13 protein-coding genes and 1 riboswitch are annotated in these 16962 nt (G+C 73.1%); of the genes, 4 read left to right on the plus strand and 9 right to left on the minus strand.

Translation table 11 applies throughout. The features are described from left to right. Positions 1–310: 310 nt before the first annotated feature. Positions 311–1387, plus strand: a complete 1077-nt coding sequence (sepH, locus tag ACZ50K_RS21100; protein WP_468905128.1) for a septation protein SepH — start codon at positions 311–313, stop codon at positions 1385–1387. An 82-nt stretch (positions 1388–1469) separates the two neighbouring features. Here the strand turns inward: sepH and ACZ50K_RS21105 are convergent, their stop codons facing one another. Continuing rightward, positions 1470–2306: a sulfurtransferase gene (locus ACZ50K_RS21105; protein WP_468905131.1), complete on the minus strand. Its 837-nt coding sequence runs from the start codon at positions 2304–2306 to the stop codon at positions 1470–1472. 204 nt (positions 2307–2510) lie between these two features. Here ACZ50K_RS21105 and ACZ50K_RS21110 point away from each other — a divergent pair, with 204 nt between their 5' ends. Beyond that, on the plus strand, positions 2511–3284 hold the full coding sequence (locus ACZ50K_RS21110) for a VOC family protein (RefSeq protein WP_468905134.1): 774 nt from the start codon (positions 2511–2513) through the stop codon (positions 3282–3284). Between the two features lie 24 nt (positions 3285–3308). Here the strand turns inward: ACZ50K_RS21110 and ACZ50K_RS21115 are convergent, their stop codons facing one another. From ACZ50K_RS21115 to ACZ50K_RS21130, 4 genes are all read right to left on the minus strand, one after another. Continuing rightward, the gene (locus tag ACZ50K_RS21115) at positions 3309–3959 is read right to left on the minus strand and encodes a thymidine kinase (protein ID WP_468905136.1); all 651 of its coding nucleotides are present in this window, start codon (positions 3957–3959) and stop codon (positions 3309–3311) included. Between the two features lie 65 nt (positions 3960–4024). Continuing rightward, positions 4025–5227 carry an alkaline phosphatase family protein gene (locus ACZ50K_RS21120; RefSeq protein ID WP_468905138.1) on the minus strand — a complete coding sequence of 401 codons (1203 nt, stop codon included), beginning with the start codon at positions 5225–5227 and terminating at the stop codon, positions 4025–4027. Continuing rightward, complete coding sequence (locus ACZ50K_RS21125; protein ID WP_468905141.1) at positions 5227–5841, minus strand: DUF5998 family protein; 615 nt, start codon at positions 5839–5841, stop codon at positions 5227–5229. The genes ACZ50K_RS21120 and ACZ50K_RS21125 overlap by 1 nt, the downstream gene beginning before the upstream one ends. 51 nt (positions 5842–5892) lie before the next feature. Further along, positions 5893–8742 carry a bifunctional acetate--CoA ligase family protein/GNAT family N-acetyltransferase gene (locus ACZ50K_RS21130; protein ID WP_468905144.1) on the minus strand — a complete coding sequence of 950 codons (2850 nt, stop codon included), beginning with the start codon at positions 8740–8742 and terminating at the stop codon, positions 5893–5895. A gap of 184 nt (positions 8743–8926) precedes the next feature. Between ACZ50K_RS21130 and ACZ50K_RS21135 the strand changes: the two genes are divergently transcribed. Then, positions 8927–9208: an HPr family phosphocarrier protein gene (locus tag ACZ50K_RS21135; protein WP_468905147.1), complete on the plus strand. Its 282-nt coding sequence runs from the start codon at positions 8927–8929 to the stop codon at positions 9206–9208. A 220-nt stretch (positions 9209–9428) separates the two neighbouring features. On the opposite strand, the gene ACZ50K_RS21140 is transcribed toward ACZ50K_RS21135, so the two are convergent. From ACZ50K_RS21140 to ACZ50K_RS21155, 4 genes are all read right to left on the minus strand, one after another. Then, complete coding sequence (locus ACZ50K_RS21140; protein WP_468905150.1) at positions 9429–10103, minus strand: GntR family transcriptional regulator; 675 nt, start codon at positions 10101–10103, stop codon at positions 9429–9431. Between the two features lie 145 nt (positions 10104–10248). Then, positions 10249–11046: a M23 family metallopeptidase gene (locus ACZ50K_RS21145; RefSeq protein WP_468905153.1), complete on the minus strand. Its 798-nt coding sequence runs from the start codon at positions 11044–11046 to the stop codon at positions 10249–10251. 12 nt (positions 11047–11058) lie between these two features. Next, positions 11059–11218: riboswitch (cyclic di-AMP (ydaO/yuaA leader) on the minus strand. A gap of 216 nt (positions 11219–11434) precedes the next feature. Continuing rightward, the gene (locus ACZ50K_RS21150) at positions 11435–12817 is read right to left on the minus strand and encodes a M16 family metallopeptidase (protein WP_468905380.1); all 1383 of its coding nucleotides are present in this window, start codon (positions 12815–12817) and stop codon (positions 11435–11437) included. 20 nt (positions 12818–12837) lie between these two features. Continuing rightward, positions 12838–14193: a M16 family metallopeptidase gene (locus tag ACZ50K_RS21155; protein WP_468905156.1), complete on the minus strand. Its 1356-nt coding sequence runs from the start codon at positions 14191–14193 to the stop codon at positions 12838–12840. A 235-nt stretch (positions 14194–14428) separates the two neighbouring features. Between ACZ50K_RS21155 and ACZ50K_RS21160 the strand changes: the two genes are divergently transcribed. Beyond that, positions 14429–16885 (plus strand): DNA gyrase/topoisomerase IV subunit A, encoded by a 2457-nt coding sequence (locus ACZ50K_RS21160; RefSeq protein ID WP_468905158.1) that lies wholly within the window; start codon positions 14429–14431, stop codon positions 16883–16885. Positions 16886–16962: the final 77 nt, after the last annotated feature.

The following is a 16962-nucleotide window of genomic DNA, read 5'->3' on the forward strand; positions in this document are numbered from 1 at the left end:
CGCGGCGGTCCACCCAGGTGGCCCGAATGGAGTACTGTGGCGAGCCCTGGGGCCGTCCTTCCTTTCGGATGTCCGGACTCGGGAGAGGGGGCCGGTTGATGGAGAAACGGCGCTCGAAACCGGCGAGGAAGCGCTATCGCACGGGTTTCTGCTGCACAGAGTGACCACCCGGTCACTGTCTGTCGCCAACAGGTAACCGTGCCATAACGGCGATCAAGGGCGCTTGCCCGACACGCCGGTTTAACTCGGCAAGGTTGTGGCAGGCTGCACCCGGGCAGGCCACACTCGACTAGCGGAAGCAGCGACGCACGTGACGTCGGCAGGCACCACCCGGGAGGTCCCCATGCCCGAACTGCGTGTCGTGGCCGTCTCCAATGACGGCACACGACTGGTGCTCAAGGCTGCGGACAGCACGGAGTACACGCTTCCGATCGACGAACGGCTTCGAGCGGCGGTACGCAACGACCGTGCCCGGCTGAACCAGATCGAGATCGAGGTGGAGAGCCACCTCCGCCCGCGGGACATCCAGGCGCGGATACGTGCCGGTGCCTCCGCGGAGGAGGTCGCACAGCTCGCCGGCATCCCCGTCGACCGGGTCCGCCGCTTCGAGGGACCGGTCCTCGCCGAACGCGCCTTCATGGCCGAACGGGCCCGCAAGACCCCGGTCCGCCGCCCCGGCGAGAACACCGGACCCCAGCTCGGCGAGGCCGTCGCCGAACGGCTGCTGCTGCGCGGGGCCGAGAAGGAGACCGTGCAGTGGGACTCCTGGCGCCGCGACGACGGCACCTGGGAGGTCCTGCTGGTCTACCGGGTGGTCGGCGAACCCCACTCGGCCAGCTGGACCTACGACCCGCCGCGCCGGCTGGTGGTCGCGGTGGACGACGAGGCCCGCTCGCTGATCGGCGAGTCCGAGGACCTGCCGGCCACCCCCGAGCCCACCTTCCCGTTCGTGCCCCGGATCGCCCGGCTGCCGCGCGACCGGCCGCTCGACCGCACTCTGGACCGGCCGCTCGACCGCGCCCTGGACCGGCAGCTCCCGGCGATCGCCGCTGCCCCGCCGGAACCCGAGGAGGAACGGGACTCCCTCACCAGCCTGCTGGAGGCGGTCCCGAGCTTCCGCGGCGACCTGGTGGTCCCGGAACGGCCCTCGGCCGCCCCCGAACCGGAGCCGGAGGAGGCCGAGGAGGTCCCGCCGGCCGCCTCGGCGGGCGCCGGCTCCGCCTACGCCGACGTCCTGATGCCCCGCACGGTGGCCGGCCACCGGGACCGGCTGACCGGCACCACCGACCGCCAGGCCGAGGCGGACGGCGTGCGGCCGGGCCGCCGCGCGGCGGTGCCCAGCTGGGACGAGATCGTCTTCGGCACCCGCCGCAAGAAGCAGGAGTAGCCCGGGCGGAACACCCCGGCGGCCGGCCCGGCACGGGACCGGCCGCCTTCGGCTGCCCCGGCTCGGGCCCCCCGTGGGTGCCTTACTGCGGGTCCGGTCCGGTGGCCACCGGACGGGACTCGTCCGAGGACCACTCCGACCAGCTGCCCGCGTACAGCGCCGCCGGGATGCCCGCCACCTCAAGGGCCAGCACCTGCTGTGCCCCGGAGACGCCGGAGCCGCAGTAGACGCCCACTCCGGTGCCGCCGGAGGCCCCCAGGGCGGCGAACCGCTCCCGCAGCTCCGCCGCCGGGAGCAGCCGGCCGTCCGGTCGTACGTTTTCGGCCGTCGGAGCCGAGACCGCGCCCGGAATGTGGCCTCCGACCCGGTCGATGGGCTCGATCTCGCCCCGGTACCGCTCCCCCGCCCGCGCGTCCAGCAGCAGCCCGGTTCGAGCCAGCGCGGCCGCCTCCGTCGCGTCGAGCAGGCCCATCGCGCCCGGAGTTGGCTTGAAATCGCCCCCTTCTTCCGAGGGCTCCTCGACCGTCAGTGCACCACCCTCCGAGGTCCATGCGGCCAGGCCCCCGTCGAGGACCCGGACATCCGGGTGACCCGTCCAGCGCAACAGCCACCAGGCCCGTGCGGCGGCCCAGCCGAGCCCCCCGTCGTACACGACCACGGGTGCGCCGGACCGGACCCCGGCCCGGCGCATCACCGCGCCGAAGGCCTCCGGGTCGGGCAGCGGATGCCGGCCGCCCGACCCGGGCGGACCTGCGAGTTCCCGGTCGAGGTCGATGTACGAGGCACCCGGCAGATGGCCTTCCTCGTACGCGGAGCGGAGATCGGGTCCACCCAGTTGCCAGCGGACGTCGAGGAGCACCGGAGGCCGCGGACCAGCGAGCTCGGCCATCAGTTCGGATGCGGTGAGGATTGCGGTCATGGCCCCATCCTCTCCCCCTCGACGGCCCCCGCGTAACAAGGCCGACACCCGCCTCCCGCAGGGATTCGGTCATCTCCTCCGGGGCACCGGAAATGCGGCGCGGCCGGGGCGCGCCGCGGCCCGGGGAGTGAAAACATCAGCTGCGGTCGGCAGCGGACGGACGGCGACCGGCGGACGCACGAAGACGGTGAAGGAGATTCGGCGATGACCGAGGCAGTGACACGGCGCGCCCCCGGCACACCGTGCTGGGTCAGCCTGATGGTGCACGGCCTCGGGACCACCGAGGACTTCTACAGCGCCCTGTTCGGCTGGGAGTACGCCCCGGGCCCCGAGGCCCTCGGCCCCTACGTCCGGGCCCTGCTGGACGGCAAGGAGGTCGCCGGCATCGGCCAGCTCCCCCCGGACCGCAACCTCCCGGTCGCCTGGACCACCTATCTGGCCACCGACGACGCCGACGAGACGGCCGAGGCGATCCGGCACTGCGGCGGCACGGTCGCGGTCGGCCCGCTGGACGCCGGCGGCGCGGGCCGCACGGCCATCTGCTCGGACCCGGCGGGCGCCGTCTTCGGCATCTGGCAGGCCGGCCTGCACCTGGGCACCCGGCTGTCCGGGGTGCACGGCACCCCGGTCTGGAACGAGCTGGTCACCCGGGACACCCTGAGCGTCGGCAAGTTCTACCAGAACGTGTTCGGACACGAGCCGGAGGCCGTGGTCTCCGCCGACTTCGACTATCTGACCCTGCACCTGGCCGGCCGGCCGGTGGCCTCGGTGCACGGGGTGGGCCGGTCCCTGCCGCACGACCGCGGCGCGCACTGGATGGCCTACTTCGAGGTGTCGGACGTGGACCTGGCCGCCGCGCAGGCCGTGGAACTCGGCGGCCAGCTGCTGCGTGGCCCCCGCGAGGGCGCCCTGGGCCGCCTCGCCACCGTCACCGACCCGGAGGGCGCGATCTTCACCGTGGTCCAGCCCGCCCCCTGACCCCGGCCCTCATGGGCCGCCCGGTCAGGAGTGGTTGACGGGGAGGACGTCCGGGGAGAGGGTGCTCGCGTGGGCGGCGGCGGAGGTCATGCGCTTGCGGTGGTGGCGGCGGCAGAGGACCTCGTAGCCGATCTCCTCCGCGGGGCGGTTCACATCGCCGACGACCACCTGTTCGCCCTCCACCACCATCTCCCCGCCCACCGTGCGGGCGTTGTGGGTGGCCCGGGCGCCGCACCAGCACAGGGCCTCGACCTGGAGCTGTTCCAGCCGGTCGGCGAGTTCGATCAGGCGCTGGGAGCCGGGGAACAGTTTGGTGCGGAAGTCCGTGGTGATCCCGAAGGCGAAGACGTCCATGTCCAGGTCGTCCACGATCCGGGCCAGCTGGTCGATCTGGGCCGGGGCCAGGAACTGGGCCTCGTCCACGATCACGTAGTCGGCCTTGCCGCCCTGGGAGAGCTGGGCGACCAGATAGGCGTAGAGGTCCATGCCCTCGGGCGCCTCGATCGCCTCGGTGACCAGCCCCAGCCGGGAGGACAGCTTGCCCGCGCCCGCCCGGTCGTCACGGGTGAAGATCACGCCCACCAGGCCCCGCGCATCGCGGTTGTGCGCGATCTGGAGCGCCAGCGTGCTCTTTCCGCAGTCCATCGTTCCGGAGAAGAACACCAGCTCGGGCATGGGAAGTACGGACCTTTCGGCGGTCGGGCGGGGTGTACGGGAAGGGCGGGGCGGCGGGCGCGGGGTCAGGAGCGGACTTCGAGCAGCGGGACGAGCTGCTCGGCGGGGGTCATCGAGCCGTGCATGCCGACCAGCGCCGACTCGTTGGGCTCGTTGACGGAGGCGGTGATGGCCACATCCGCGTGGGCGGCGGCGATCACATCGCCGATCCGGCCGCGCACCCGCTCGTCGCATTCCCCGGGCGCCCCGAACCAACCCCGGTCCAGGGCCTCTTCACGGCTCGCGATCCAGAACCGGTCGCCGAGCACCTCGCGCCAGACAGTGAGCACGTCGGCCTCCGCGCCGGGCACCGCGTACACGTGCCGGGCCCGGCCCTCGCCGCCCAGCAGGGCGACCCCGGCGCCGAGTTCCCAGTCCTCGTCGAAGTCGATCCGGGAGTCCTCGTCGAACGGGATGTCCACCATGCCGTGGTCGGCGGTGACGTAGAGCGCGGTGCGCGGCGGGAGCTGTTCGGCGAGCCGCTGGACGAGGCGGTCCACGTGCATCAGCTGGCCGCGCCAGGCGTCGGAGTCCACACCGTGCCGGTGGCCGGCCCCGTCGAGCTCGCTGTAGTACGTGTAGACCAGCGAGCGGTCGCCGGCGGCCAGCCGTTCGGCCGCCAGGTCCATCCGCTCCTCACCGGTCATCCGGCCGAGGAAGCTGCCCCCGCTGAGCGCGATCTTGGTGAGCGGGGTGGTCTGGAAGGCCGGGGAGGACACCTGGGCGGTGGCCACGCCGGCCGCGTCGGCCAGCTGGAAGACCGTGGGGTACGGCTGCCAGGCCTTCGGATCGGTCCACGGCTGCCAGCGGAGCTGGTTCATCAGCTCGCCGCCGGCGGGGTTGCGGACGGCGTATCCGGGAAGGCCGTGCCGGGCCGGCGGCAGACCGGTGCCCACCGAGGCCAGCGAGGTGGCGGTGGTGGCGGGGAACCCGGAAGTGATGGGCCGGCCGGTGCCCCCGCGCGAGGTGGCCAGCAGGGAGGTCAGATAGGGCGCCCACTCGGGGTGCGAGCGGATCTGCTCCCAGCCCAGCCCGTCGATCAGGAACACGCAGTTCCGGTCGGCCGGGGTGAGCTCCGCGAGGGTGGCCTCCAGCCCCGGGACCCCCTGGCCGGCCGCCAGGGTGGGCAGCAGGTCGGCCAGCGAACCGCGGCCGTACTCCGGGACGGGGGCGCCGCCGAGGTCCAGCGGTTCCGGGTCCTGCCAGTCCTGCGCGGGCGAGTACGTCATCAGCGGGCGGATCCCGGTGCGCCCGCCCCGGCGGCGGTGGCCGCGGTCGCCTCGCTGAGCGCCTGGGCGAAGGCGAGGGTCTGGCGGACGGCCTCGGGGCCGTCGCCGGCCTCGCTGACCCGCAGGCTCAGGTCGTCGGCGGTGGAGTTGCCGGTGTAGCCGTGGTCGGAGTCGCAGTTCGGGTCGCCGCAGGCGGCCGGCTCCAGGTCGATCCGGGAGACGGCGCCCCAGCCGATGGTGAGGACCACCTCGCGGGGCAGGGTGCCGGGGGTGTAGGACTCCGGGTTGGCGACGACCCGGCTGAGCACCACCGAGGAGATGCCGGACAGCTTGACCGACTCGGTCGAGGTGGTCGCGTACGGGGAGGGGGAGCCGGCGTCGGCGGCCTGCTCGTCGGTGTGGCTGACGATGAACCGGTTGCCGGTGAGCACCAGGACGGTGACGTGCCGGCGGACCTCGTTGGAGTCGAAGGTGGTCTCCTGGTGGACCAGGTACGACGAGATCGGCTCGCCGCCCACCGCGGCCTCCACGGCCTCGGCCACGAGGGCCGGGTAGTAGCCGCTGCGCTCGATCGCCGCGCGCAGCCCCTGGGTCGTCGTACCGGATTTCGCCATGAGGTCCATCCTAAGGCCCGTCCGGACTCCCCCGGCCTCGCCGTGCGACGCTCAGTAGCTGGGCAGGGTGCGGGGGCCGAGGTCGGTGCGGGCCGGCGGGTGGGCGATCCGGACGGAGGCGCTGAGCACGGACAGCCCCTCGGTGGCGACCACCACCGGCTCCAGGGCGACCCCGACCACCTCGGGGTGGTCGTCGACCAGTCGGGACAGCCTGAGCAGCAGTTCCTCCAGCGCGGGGGTGTCCACGGGGTCGCTGCCGCGCCAGCCGAACAGCAGCGGGGCCGCGCGGATGGTCCGGATCAGCGCGGCCGCGTCCCGGGCGGTGGCCGGTACCAGCCGGTGGGCGGTGTCCCCGAGCAGCTCGGAGGGGACCCCGGCGAGCCCGAAGGAGAGGACGGCTCCGGCGGCCGGGTCGATCACCGAGCGGATCACGGTGTCCACCCCGCGCGGAACCATGGACTGCACGACGGGCAGCAGTTCCGCGGCCTTGCCCAGGGTCCCGGTCAGCTCCTGGTAGGCGCGGCGCAGCTCGGCCTCGCCGGTGATGTCCAGGCGTACGCCGCCGAGGTCGGCGCGGTGCCGCAGATGCGGGGCGGTGGTCTTCAGGGCGACCGGGTAGCCGAGCCGGCGGGCTCCCTCGGCGGCCGCGTCGGGGGTCGGGGCGGGGAGGGTGGGCGGCACCCGGATCCCGTAGCGGGCCAGCAGCTCGCGGGCGTCGGAGTCCTCCAGGGTGACCGGGTGCGGTCCGGCGACCGGGGCCAGCAGGGCGGCGAGCTGGGCGGCGGCCCCGGTCTCGTCGATGTCCTCGTACTCGGGGATCCGGCCGGCCTCGGCGTCCTCCCGGCGCCAGGCGGCGTACCGGACGGAGTGCCCGAGGGCGCGGACGGCCCGCTCGGCGGCGGGGTAGGCGGGGATCCGCGGCACGGGGGCCGGGTCGGCCGCCGGGGCCGGGTCGGGGGCGGGTGCCGCTTCGGGCGCGGGTGCGGGTGTCGCTTCAGATGCGGGTGCGGGTGTCGGTGTCGGTGCCGGGGTCGGGTCGGTGGCGGGGGCCGGGCGGATCGCGGAGAGGGCCTCGGCGAGCTCGGCGAGTTCCACATGGACCACCAGGACCGGCTTGCCGGGCACCGCGGCGGCGGCCGCGCGCAGGGCGTCCGCCAGCTCGTCCGCGAGCTCGGGTTCGCCGACCGCGGGGATCGCGGTGACCACCACGGCGTCGTGGGCGGGCGAGGCGAGGGCCTCGGCCAGCGCGGTCCGGAAGTCGGCCACGGTGGCCCCGGTGGTCAGGTCCAGCGGCGGCTCGGGGCGCAGGCCCTCCCAGACGCAGGCGTCGTAGGTGATCACGCCCAGGGACTCCGAGTTGCCCAGGATCGCCACCCGCGGTCCGGCCGGCAGCGGCTGGGAGGCCAGCAGCAGGCCGGCGTCGACCAGTTCGGTGACGGTGTCCACCCGGATCACCCCGGCCTGGCGGAGCAGCGCCGAGACGGTGGCGTCGGGCAGCCGGGTGCCGGGGACGGCGTGTCCGGCCGGGGTGACGCCGGTGTGCCGGCCGCCCTTGGCGACCACCACCGGCTTCACGGCGGAGGTGCGGCGGGCGAGCCGGGTGAACTTGCGCGGGTTGCCCAGGGTTTCCAGGTACATCAGGGCCACGTCGGTGTCGGGGTCCTCGTACCAGTACTGGAGGATGTCGTTGCCCGAGACGTCCGCCCGGTTGCCGGCCGAGACGAACGAGGAGAGCCCCTCGCCGCGCCGCAGCAGCCCGGACAGCAGGGCGATCCCGATGGCCCCGGACTGGGTGAACAGGCCGATCCGGCCGCGGGCGGGTGCGGGGGCCGGGGTGAGGGAGGCGTTCAGGCTGATCCCGGGCGCGGTGTTGATGACCCCGTAGGCGTTGGGGCCGATGATCCGCATCCCGTACGAGCGGGCCTGGCGGAGCAGTTCGCGCTGCCGCTCCAGGCCCTCGGGGCCGCTCTCGCCGTATCCGGCGGACAGCACCACCAGGCCCTGCACCCCGTGTTCCCCGCAGGCGGTGACGGCCTCGGGGACCCGCTCGGCGGGGACGGCGAGCACGGCCAGGTCCACCGGGGCGCCGATGGCGGCGAGGTCGCGGTAGGCCCGGACCCCGTCGAGCAGGTCGCCGCCGATGCCGGTGGCGAGGGCGTCGTTCACCGCGTAGAGGTGTCCGCGGAACCCGCTGTCGCGGAGGTTGCGCAGCACGGCGGCGCCGATCCCGGCGCCGGACCGGCTCACTCCGATCACCGCCACCGATCCGGGGGCGAGCAGGCGCTGCACGGAGCGGGCCTCGGCGCGCTGCTCGCGGGCGCGCTGGACGGCCAGGGACTCGGCGGTGGGTTCCAGCTGGAGGGTCAGGTGGACGGTGCCGTCCTCGAAGGTGCGGCTCTGCTGGTAGCCGACGTCCTTGAAGACTTTGATCATCTTGTTGTTGGCGGGGAGCACCTCGGCGACGAAGCGGCGGATGCCCCGCTCCCGGGCGACCGCGCCGATGTGTTCGAGGAGGGCGGAGGCCACCCCCCGGCCCTGGTGGGCGTCCTGGACCAGGAAGGCGACCTCGGCCTGGTCGGCGTCGCCGGAGGCGGGCCGGCCGTCGGGGCCGGTGCGGTCGTAGCGGACGGTGGCGATGAACTCCCCGCCCACGGTGGCGGCGAGGCCGACCCGGTCCACGTAGTCGTGGTGGGTGAAGCGGTGCACGTCGCGGGCGGACAGCCGGGGGTAGGGGGCGAAGAAGCGGTAGTACTTCGACTCGTCCGAGACCTGCTCGTAGAAGCTGACCAGCCGGTCGGCGTCCTCGGTGGTGATGGGCCGGATACGGGCGGTGCCGCCGTCGCGCAGCACGACGTCCGCTTCCCAGTGGGCCGGGTACGAGGGGTCCGACGCGGTCGTCATGGCCTGATCCTACGGCGCGAACGGGCGGGAGGACCCTCGCGCGGCGCGTTAGGCAGCCCCGGGCAAAACGGTGCAAGCTGGGGAAGGTCCAACGGCGGTGGATCCGGGCCGAAGGTCGGTCGGAGCATTCCGGGTGCCGTGAGAGACTGGTCTAGACAACCGTCAGAACCTGAAGGGCATCACCATGGCAGAGCGCCGCGTCAACGTCGGCTGGGCCGAGGGCCTGCACGCTCGTCCCGCCTCGATCTTCGTCCGTGCGGCGACCGCTTCCGGCGTCCCGGTGACCATCTCGAAGGTGGACGGCAACCCCGTCAACGCCGGTTCCATGCTCGCCGTGCTGGGCCTGGGCGCCCAGGGCGGCGAGGAGATCATCCTCGCCTCCGAGGCCGAGGGCGCGGAGGCCGCGCTCGACCGCCTGGCCCAGCTGGTCGAGAAGGGCCTGGACGAGCTTCCCGAGACCGTCTGAGCCCACCCGCCGGGTCCGCCCGGCCACGAGCTCGGCGAGGAGCCGCGGCACCCGGAACACCGGGGCCGCGGCTCCTCCGCTTTTCCCGGGTCGCCCGGCCGGAAATACACACACGGAATTCCGGCAGGCGGATCCAGCACACGGATTCAGCCCGCCATCGAATTCCGGGCAGCAGTGAATTCCCGGCCGCGGCCGGGGCTCCCTTTGTATACGGGCCCTGTTAATGGCGGCCGCTCGGCATGTTTACGGCAGGTTGCGAGGTCCTCACCGGCCACACCCGGACCCGGTGGGCGTCGGCCGCCCGCTCGGCGTGCGCCGCCGTCAGCGCCCGGGCCCGCTCGGCGTCCCCCCGGGTGATCGCGTCCACGATCGCCCCGTGCTCCGTCCAGCACTCCACCGGCCGCACCGGCACCGGCACCGCGTACATCCAGGCCACCTTGTGCCGCAGCTGGGTCAGCAGGGCGATCAGACCGGGGCTCGCGGAGGCCTGGGCCAGGGTCTCGTGAAACCAGCCGCCCAGCGAGCGCAGATCCTCCCCCTGGCCCTGTCTGGCCCGCTCCTGGCCCAGCCGGACCAGCCCGCGGAGCACCTTGAGGTGGGCGTCGCCGCGGCGCCGGGCCGCCCGGGCCGCCGCCAGCGGCTCCAGCAGGGTCCGCAGCTCCAGCAGATCGGCCGCCTCCTGCGCGGTGGGTTCGGCCACACAGGCGCCCGCGTGCCGCCGGGTGGTGACGAACCCCTCCGACTCCAGGGTGCGCAGCGCCTCGCGGACCGGGACCCGGGAGACCCCGTACCGGCGGGCGAGCACTTCCTCGGTGAGTCTGCCACCGGGCTCGTAGACTCCGGTGACGATATCGTCGCGGATTGCCGTACACACCGCGTGCGCAGGAATACGCAAGACCGGACCTCCGGTTAATGCTGGCGTCATTGTCTCGACCCCATTGCAGCACACGATTATTTCCGGGCGGCGACGGAAGGCAAAAGAAACAGGCCCCGGCTCGATGAGCCGGGGCCTGTTCGGAGGTGCTGGGCGGGGCGGTGCGTCAGACGCGGACCCCGTGCGAGCGGAGGTAGGTGATCGGGTTGATGTCGTCACCGTAGTCCGCGCCGGTGCGGGCCTCGAAGTGGAGGTGCGCGCCGCTGGAGTTGCCGCTGTTGCCGGAGAGGCCGATCTGCTGGCCGGGCTCGACCTGCTGGCCCACCGAGACGGACAGCTTCAGCATGTGCCCGTACTGGGTGTAGGTGCCGTCGGCGTGCTTGATCACCACGTTGTTGCCGTAGGCGCCGCCCCAGCCCGCCTCGACGACCGTGCCGAGGCCCACGGAGCGGACCACGGTGCCGGAGTCGGCGTGGAAGTCGATGCCGGTGTGGGTGCCGGAGGACCACATGCTGCCGCCCGCCCCGTACTGGGTCGAGACGTAGGAGTTCGCCAGCGGGGAGACGAAGGTGTTCAGGCGCTTGCGCTCGGCCTCGCGGGCGGCGCGCTCCTTGGCCTCGCGCTCGGCCTTCGCCTTGACCTCGGCGATGCGCTTGGCCTCGGCGGCCCGCTGCTTCGCCTCGGCCTCGGCCTGCGCCTTCGCGGCGGCGGCCTCGGCGGCGTGCTGCTGGGCCTCGGCCTGGGCCTCGATCTCGCCCGCCAGGTCATCGGCGACGACAACGGCGTTGAGGCCGGTGTCCAGGTTCACGTGGTCGTTGTCCGCGGCGAAGGCCGGAGCGGCGAAGGAGCCGACGACGCCCGTGGTGGCGAGGGCGGCTATACCGGCTATGCCGGCGCTCTTCTTGCTCAGACGGCTGGTACCACGGTGCTTGCCGGAGCCGGCGGCACGACTGCCAAACGCCATGAAGGGGCTGATCCTTTCCTTCCCTCTCGCCTACCGGGTTAGCTGACGGGTTCGGAGCAGGAAGGTCTCCTACGGTCCCCCTCTTGCGAGGCGGCCCGATTCACCCCAGGGACTCATGTGGGTCCCCGGCTCCCCAGGCTCGCGCCTGACGGGGACTCGGCGATCGCTGTCCGGTGCCGCGGGTGCGGCGGTTACAGCTGACGGACAGCGGGACCGACGCTAGGCGGATGATCGGTAGATCACCAAACGGACACGGGATTTTGTTGCGTACGCCACACCGCATACCGGGCACCACTCCAGCCAATCGGGCATCAAGAGCAAAAGGGGCCCCGGTGGATGAACCACCGGGGCCCCTGGGGTCAGACCTCCTCCGGGCGCCGCCCGCAGGTCAGTTGGCGACCACCGTCACCTCTCCGATGCCCAAGGCCCGCACCGGGGCCTCGATCTGCGCCGCGTCGCCCACCAGGACGGTGACCAGCCGGTCCGCCGGGAACGCGCTGACCACGGCCGAAGTCGCCTCCACCGTGCCGGTTTCCGCCAGCCGCGCGTACAACCGGGCCTGGTAGTCGTCCGGCAGCTGCTGCTCCACCTGGTCGGCCAGGGTGCCCGCGACGGAGGCCGCGGTCTCGAACTTGAGCGGGGCCACGCCCACCAGGTTCTGCACCGCCACATCCCGTTCGGCGTCGGTCAGTCCGCCCTCCGCCAGCGTCCGGAGCACCTTCCACAGGTCCTCCAGCGCCGGACCGGTGTTGGGGGTGTCCACCGACCCGCTGATCGCCAGCATGGACGCCCCGGTGGCGCCCTCCGGGGCGGTCGGGGCGGTGGAGCGGAGCACCTGGCCGAAGGCCCGCACCCCGTAGGTGTAGCCCTTCTCCTCGCGCAGCACCTTGTCCAGACGGGAGGTCAGGGTGCCGCCCAGGCAGTACGTCCCGAGCACCTGGGCCGCCCAGACCCGGTCGTGCCGGTCCGGTCCGATCCGGCCGATCAGCAGCTGGGTCTGGACCGCTCCGGGCCGGTCCACGATGACCACCCGGCCGGTGTCGTCGGCGGTGACCGGGGTGGCCGGGAGGCGCTCGGCGGTACCGCCGGTCCAGCCGCCCAGGGTCTCGGCCAGCACGTCGTCCAGCTCGGCGGCCGGGTAGTCGCCCACGATCACCGCGGTGGCGGTGGCCGGGCGGACGTGCGCCTCGTAGAAGGCGCGGACGGCCGCGGAGTCGATCCGGGCCACGGTCTCCGCGGTGCCCTGGCGCGGCCGGGACATCCGCAGCCGCGGCGGGAACAGCTCCTTGGAGAGCTGCATGGCGCCCCGCCGCTGCGGGTTGGCCAGCTCGTGCGGGATCTCGTCGAGGCGGTTGCGGACCAGCCGGTCCACCTCCTCGTCGGCGAAGGCCGGGGCCCGCAGCGCCTCGGCGAGCAGCGCCAGCCCCTTGGGCAGCCGGGAGACCGGCACCTCCAGGGAGACCCGCACCCCGGGGTGGTCGGCGTGCGCGACCAGGGTGGCCCCGCAGCGCTCCAGGGCGGCCGCGAACTCCTCGGCGGAGTGCTTGTCGGTGCCCTCCGACAGGGCCCGCGCCATGATGGTGGCCACCCCGTCCAGACCGGCCGGCTCGGCGTCCAGCGGGGCTTCGAGGACGACCTCCACCGCCACCACCTGCTGGCCCGGCCGGTGGCAGCGCAGCACCGTCAGGCCGTTGTCCAGGGCACCCCGCTCGGGCGCCGGGAAGGCCCACGGACGGGCCTCGCCGGCCTGCGGCTGCGGATGGAAGGTCATGGTCACGGCTGCGGTGTCGCTCACTGCTCCGCCCCCTCGTTCTCGTCGTTCTCGTCGTCCCCGTCGGCGGACCCGGCCAGCGGCTCGTAGACCAGCACCGCCCGGTTGTCGGGACGCAGCCGGGCGGCGGCCACGGCCTGCACCTCCTCGGCGGTGATGTCCAGCACCCGGCCGACGGCGGTCAGCGCCAGCTGCGGGTCGCCGAACAGCACCGCGAACCGGCACAGTTCGTCGGCCCGGCCGGCCACCGTGCCCAGCCGGTCCAGCCATTCGCGCTCCAGCTGGGCCTGGGCCCGCTCCATCTCCTCCGCGGTCGGACCCTCGGCCGCGAACCGGGCCAGCTCCTCGTCCACCGCCGACTCGATGGCCGGGACCTCGACCCCGCCGGAGGTCTTGACGTCCAGCCAGCCCATCGAGGGCGCGCCGGCCAGCCGCAGCATTCCGAAACCGGCGGCCACGGCCGTCTGGTCCCGGCGTACCAGGCGGTTGTGCAGCCGGGAGGACTCCCCGCCGCCCAGGATGGTGAGGGCGACATCGGCCGCGTCGCACTCGCGGGTGCCGTCCTGCGGCAGCCGGTAGGCGGCCATCAGCGCGCGGGCCGGGACCTCCTCGACGATCTCCTCGCGGAGCTCGGCGCCGATGGTCTCGGGCAGCGAGCCGTCCCGGGGCGGCTGCTTGCCGTCGTGCCCGGGGATGCTGCCGAAGTACTTCTCCACCCAGGCCAGGGTCTGCTCCGGGTCGATGTCGCCGACCACCGAGAGCACCGCGTTGTTGGGCGCGTAGTACGTCCGGAAGAACGCCCGGGCGTCCTCCAGGGAGGCCGCGTCCAGATCGGCCATCGAACCGATCGGGGTGTGGTGGTACGGGTGGCCCTCCGGGTAGGCCAGCGCGGTCAGCCGCTCGAAGGCGGTGCCGTAGGGCACGTTGTCGTACCGCTGGCGGCGCTCGTTCTTGACCACGTCGCGCTGGTTCTCCATGGACTCCTCGTCCAGGGCGGCCAGCAGCGAGCCCATCCGGTCCGCCTCCAGCCACAGCGCCAGCTCCACCTGGTGGGTGGGCATCGTCTCGAAGTAGTTGGTGCGCTCGAAGCTGGTGGTGCCGTTGAGGGAGCCGCCGGCCCCCTGGATCAGCTCGAAGTGCCCGTTGCCCGGAACGCTCGCGGAGCCCTGGAACATCAGGTGCTCGAAGAGGTGAGCCAGACCGGTACGCCCCTTGACTTCGTGGCGCGAACCGACGTCGTACCACAGGCAGACCGCGGCGACCGGGGTCAGGTGGTCCTCGGAGAGCACCACGCGCAGGCCGTTGGCCAGCCGGTGCTCGGTCGCTGTCAGGCCGCCGGGGGCGGTCTGCTCGGTGGCCGTGTGACCCATGGGCATGTGGTCCCTTCGATCGCGATGCTGGGATTTCTGTCAGACCTGTCACTGTATGCAAGCGCGCCGTCCCCCGGATAAGTTCCCGGGTCACTCCTGGGTCGGAGTCGGCGTTGTCGGAGCGTCGGGCCACAATGGTCCGCGACAGACCCAGCCCGTCCCGAAGCCCCACCAGCCCGTCCCCGCCCCGACCCGGTCACCCCGATCAGCCCGGTCCACTTGGATAAGGAGCGCCGCAGCGATGGCCCGCCGCAGCACGAAGACCCCGCCGCCGGAGGATTTCGAGGAGAAGATCCTCGACATCGACGTCGTCGACGAAATGCAGGGCTCCTTCCTCGAGTACGCGTACTCGGTGATCTACTCCCGGGCCCTGCCGGACGCGCGGGACGGCATGAAGCCGGTCCACCGCCGGATCGTCTACCAGATGAACGAGATGGGCCTGCGCCCCGACCGCGGATACGTCAAGTGCGCCCGCGTGGTCGGCGAGGTGATGGGCAAGCTGCACCCGCACGGCGACGCCTCCATCTACGACGCCCTGGTGCGCATGGCCCAGCCGTTCTCCATGCGGCTGCCGCTGGTCGACGGCCACGGCAACTTCGGCTCGCTCGGCAACGACGACCCGCCCGCCGCGATGCGCTACACCGAGTGCAAGATGGCCGACGCCACCTCGCTGATGACGGAGTCGATCGACGAGGACACCGTCGATTTCACCGCCAACTACGACGGCCAGGAACGGGAACCGGTCGCGCTGCCCGCCGCCTACCCCAACCTGCTGGTCAACGGCGCCTCCGGGATCGCGGTCGGCATGGCCACCAACATGCCCCCGCACAACCTGGGCGAGGTCATCGCCGCCGCCCGGCACCTGATCCGGTACCCGCAGGCCGACCTGGAGGCGCTGATGCGCTTCGTGCCGGGTCCGGACCTGCCCACCGGCGGCCGGATCGTCGGCCTGGCCGGCATCAAGGACGCGTACGAGAACGGCCGCGGCACCTTCAAGATCCGCGCCACCGTGGCGGTGGAGAACGTGACCGCCCGCCGCAAGGGCCTGGTCGTCACCGAGCTCCCCTTCTCGGTCGGCCCGGAGAAGGTCATCGCGAAGATCAAGGACCTGGTCGGCTCCAAGAAGCTCCAGGGCATCGCGGACGTCAAGGACCTCACCGACCGCTCGCACGGCCTGCGGCTGGTCATCGAGATCAAGAACGGCTTCCACCCGGAGGCCGTGCTGGAGCAGCTCTACAAGCTGACGCCGATGGAGGAGTCCTTCGGCATCAACAACGTGGCCCTGGTCGACGGACAGCCCCTGACCCTGGGCCTGAAGGAGCTGCTGGAGGTCTATCTGGACCACCGCTTCCAGGTCGTCCGGCGGCGCAGCGAGTTCCGCCGCGGCAAGCGCCGGGACCGGCTGCACCTGGTCGAGGGCCTGCTGGTGGCGCTGCTCGACATCGACGAGGTCATCGCGCTGATCCGGGAGAGCGACAACTCCGCGCAGGCCAAGGAGCGCCTGATCGAGCGCTTCTCACTGAGCGAGATCCAGACCCAGTACATCCTGGACACCCCGCTGCGGCGGCTCACCCGCTTCGACCGGATCGAGCTGGAGTCGGAGCGCGACCGCCTCACCGGCGAGATCGACGAGCTGACCGGGATCCTGGACTCCGACGCGGAGCTGCGCAAGCTGGTCTCCGGCGAACTGGCGGCGGTGGCGAAGAAGTTCGGCACCGAGCGGCGGACGGTGCTGCTGGAGTCGGCGGGCACCGCCCCGGCCGCGGTCCCGCTGGAGGTCGCGGACGACCCGTGCCGGGTGCTGCTCTCCTCCACCGGCCTGCTCGCCCGCACGGTCACGGCGGACCCGCTGCCCGCGGACGAGGGCCGGCGGACCAGGCACGACCTGATCGTCTCCCAGGTCGCGGCCACCGCCCGCGCCGAGGTCGGCGCGGTCACCTCGGCCGGCCGGCTGCTGCGGCTGTCGGTGATCGACCTGCCGCAGCTCCCGGACACCGCCGCCGCGCCGAACCTGGCGGGCGGGGCCCCGATCGGCGAGTTCCTGTCCGCGCTGGAACCGGACGAGAAGGTCGTCTGCCTGATCTCGCTGGACGAGGCGAACTCCCAGGGCCTGGCACTGGGCACCGAACAGGGCGTGGTCAAGCGGGTGGTCCCCGACTATCCCGCCAACAAGGAGGAGCTGGAGGTCATCACCCTCAAGGACGGTGACCGGATCGTCGGCGCGGTGGAACTCCGCACCGGCGAGGAGGACCTGGTCTTCATCACCGACGACGCCCAGCTGCTCCGCTACCCGGCGGGGCAGGTCCGGCCGCAGGGCCGGCCGGCCGGCGGCATGGCGGGCATCAAGCTCAACGGCACCGCCAAGGTGATCCACTTCTCGGCGGTGGACCCGGCCGCGGAGGCCTTCGTGTTCAGCGTGGCCGGCTCGCACGGCACCCTGGACGACTCGGTGGCCACCGCCAAGCTCACCCCGTTCGACCAGTACCCGCGCAAGGGCCGGGCCACCGGCGGTGTCCGCTGCCAGCGGTTCCTGAAGGGCGAGGACCTGCTGACCCTGGCCTGGGCGGGCGCGGCTCCGGCGCGCGGGGCGAGCGCCAACGGCACCCCGGTGGAGCTGCCGGAGCCGGACCCCCGACGGGACGGCTCGGGCACCCCGCTCACCCAGCAGGTGGCCGTGGTGGCCGGAGCGGCGCTCTGAGCCCCGCCACGGGGTGATCCTGGCGGGTGATCCGGTCGGGTGATCCGGCCGGGTGATCAGCCCCCACCGGGCGACTA

It is taken from the genome of Streptomyces sp. NPDC033845, from assembly GCF_055576225.1.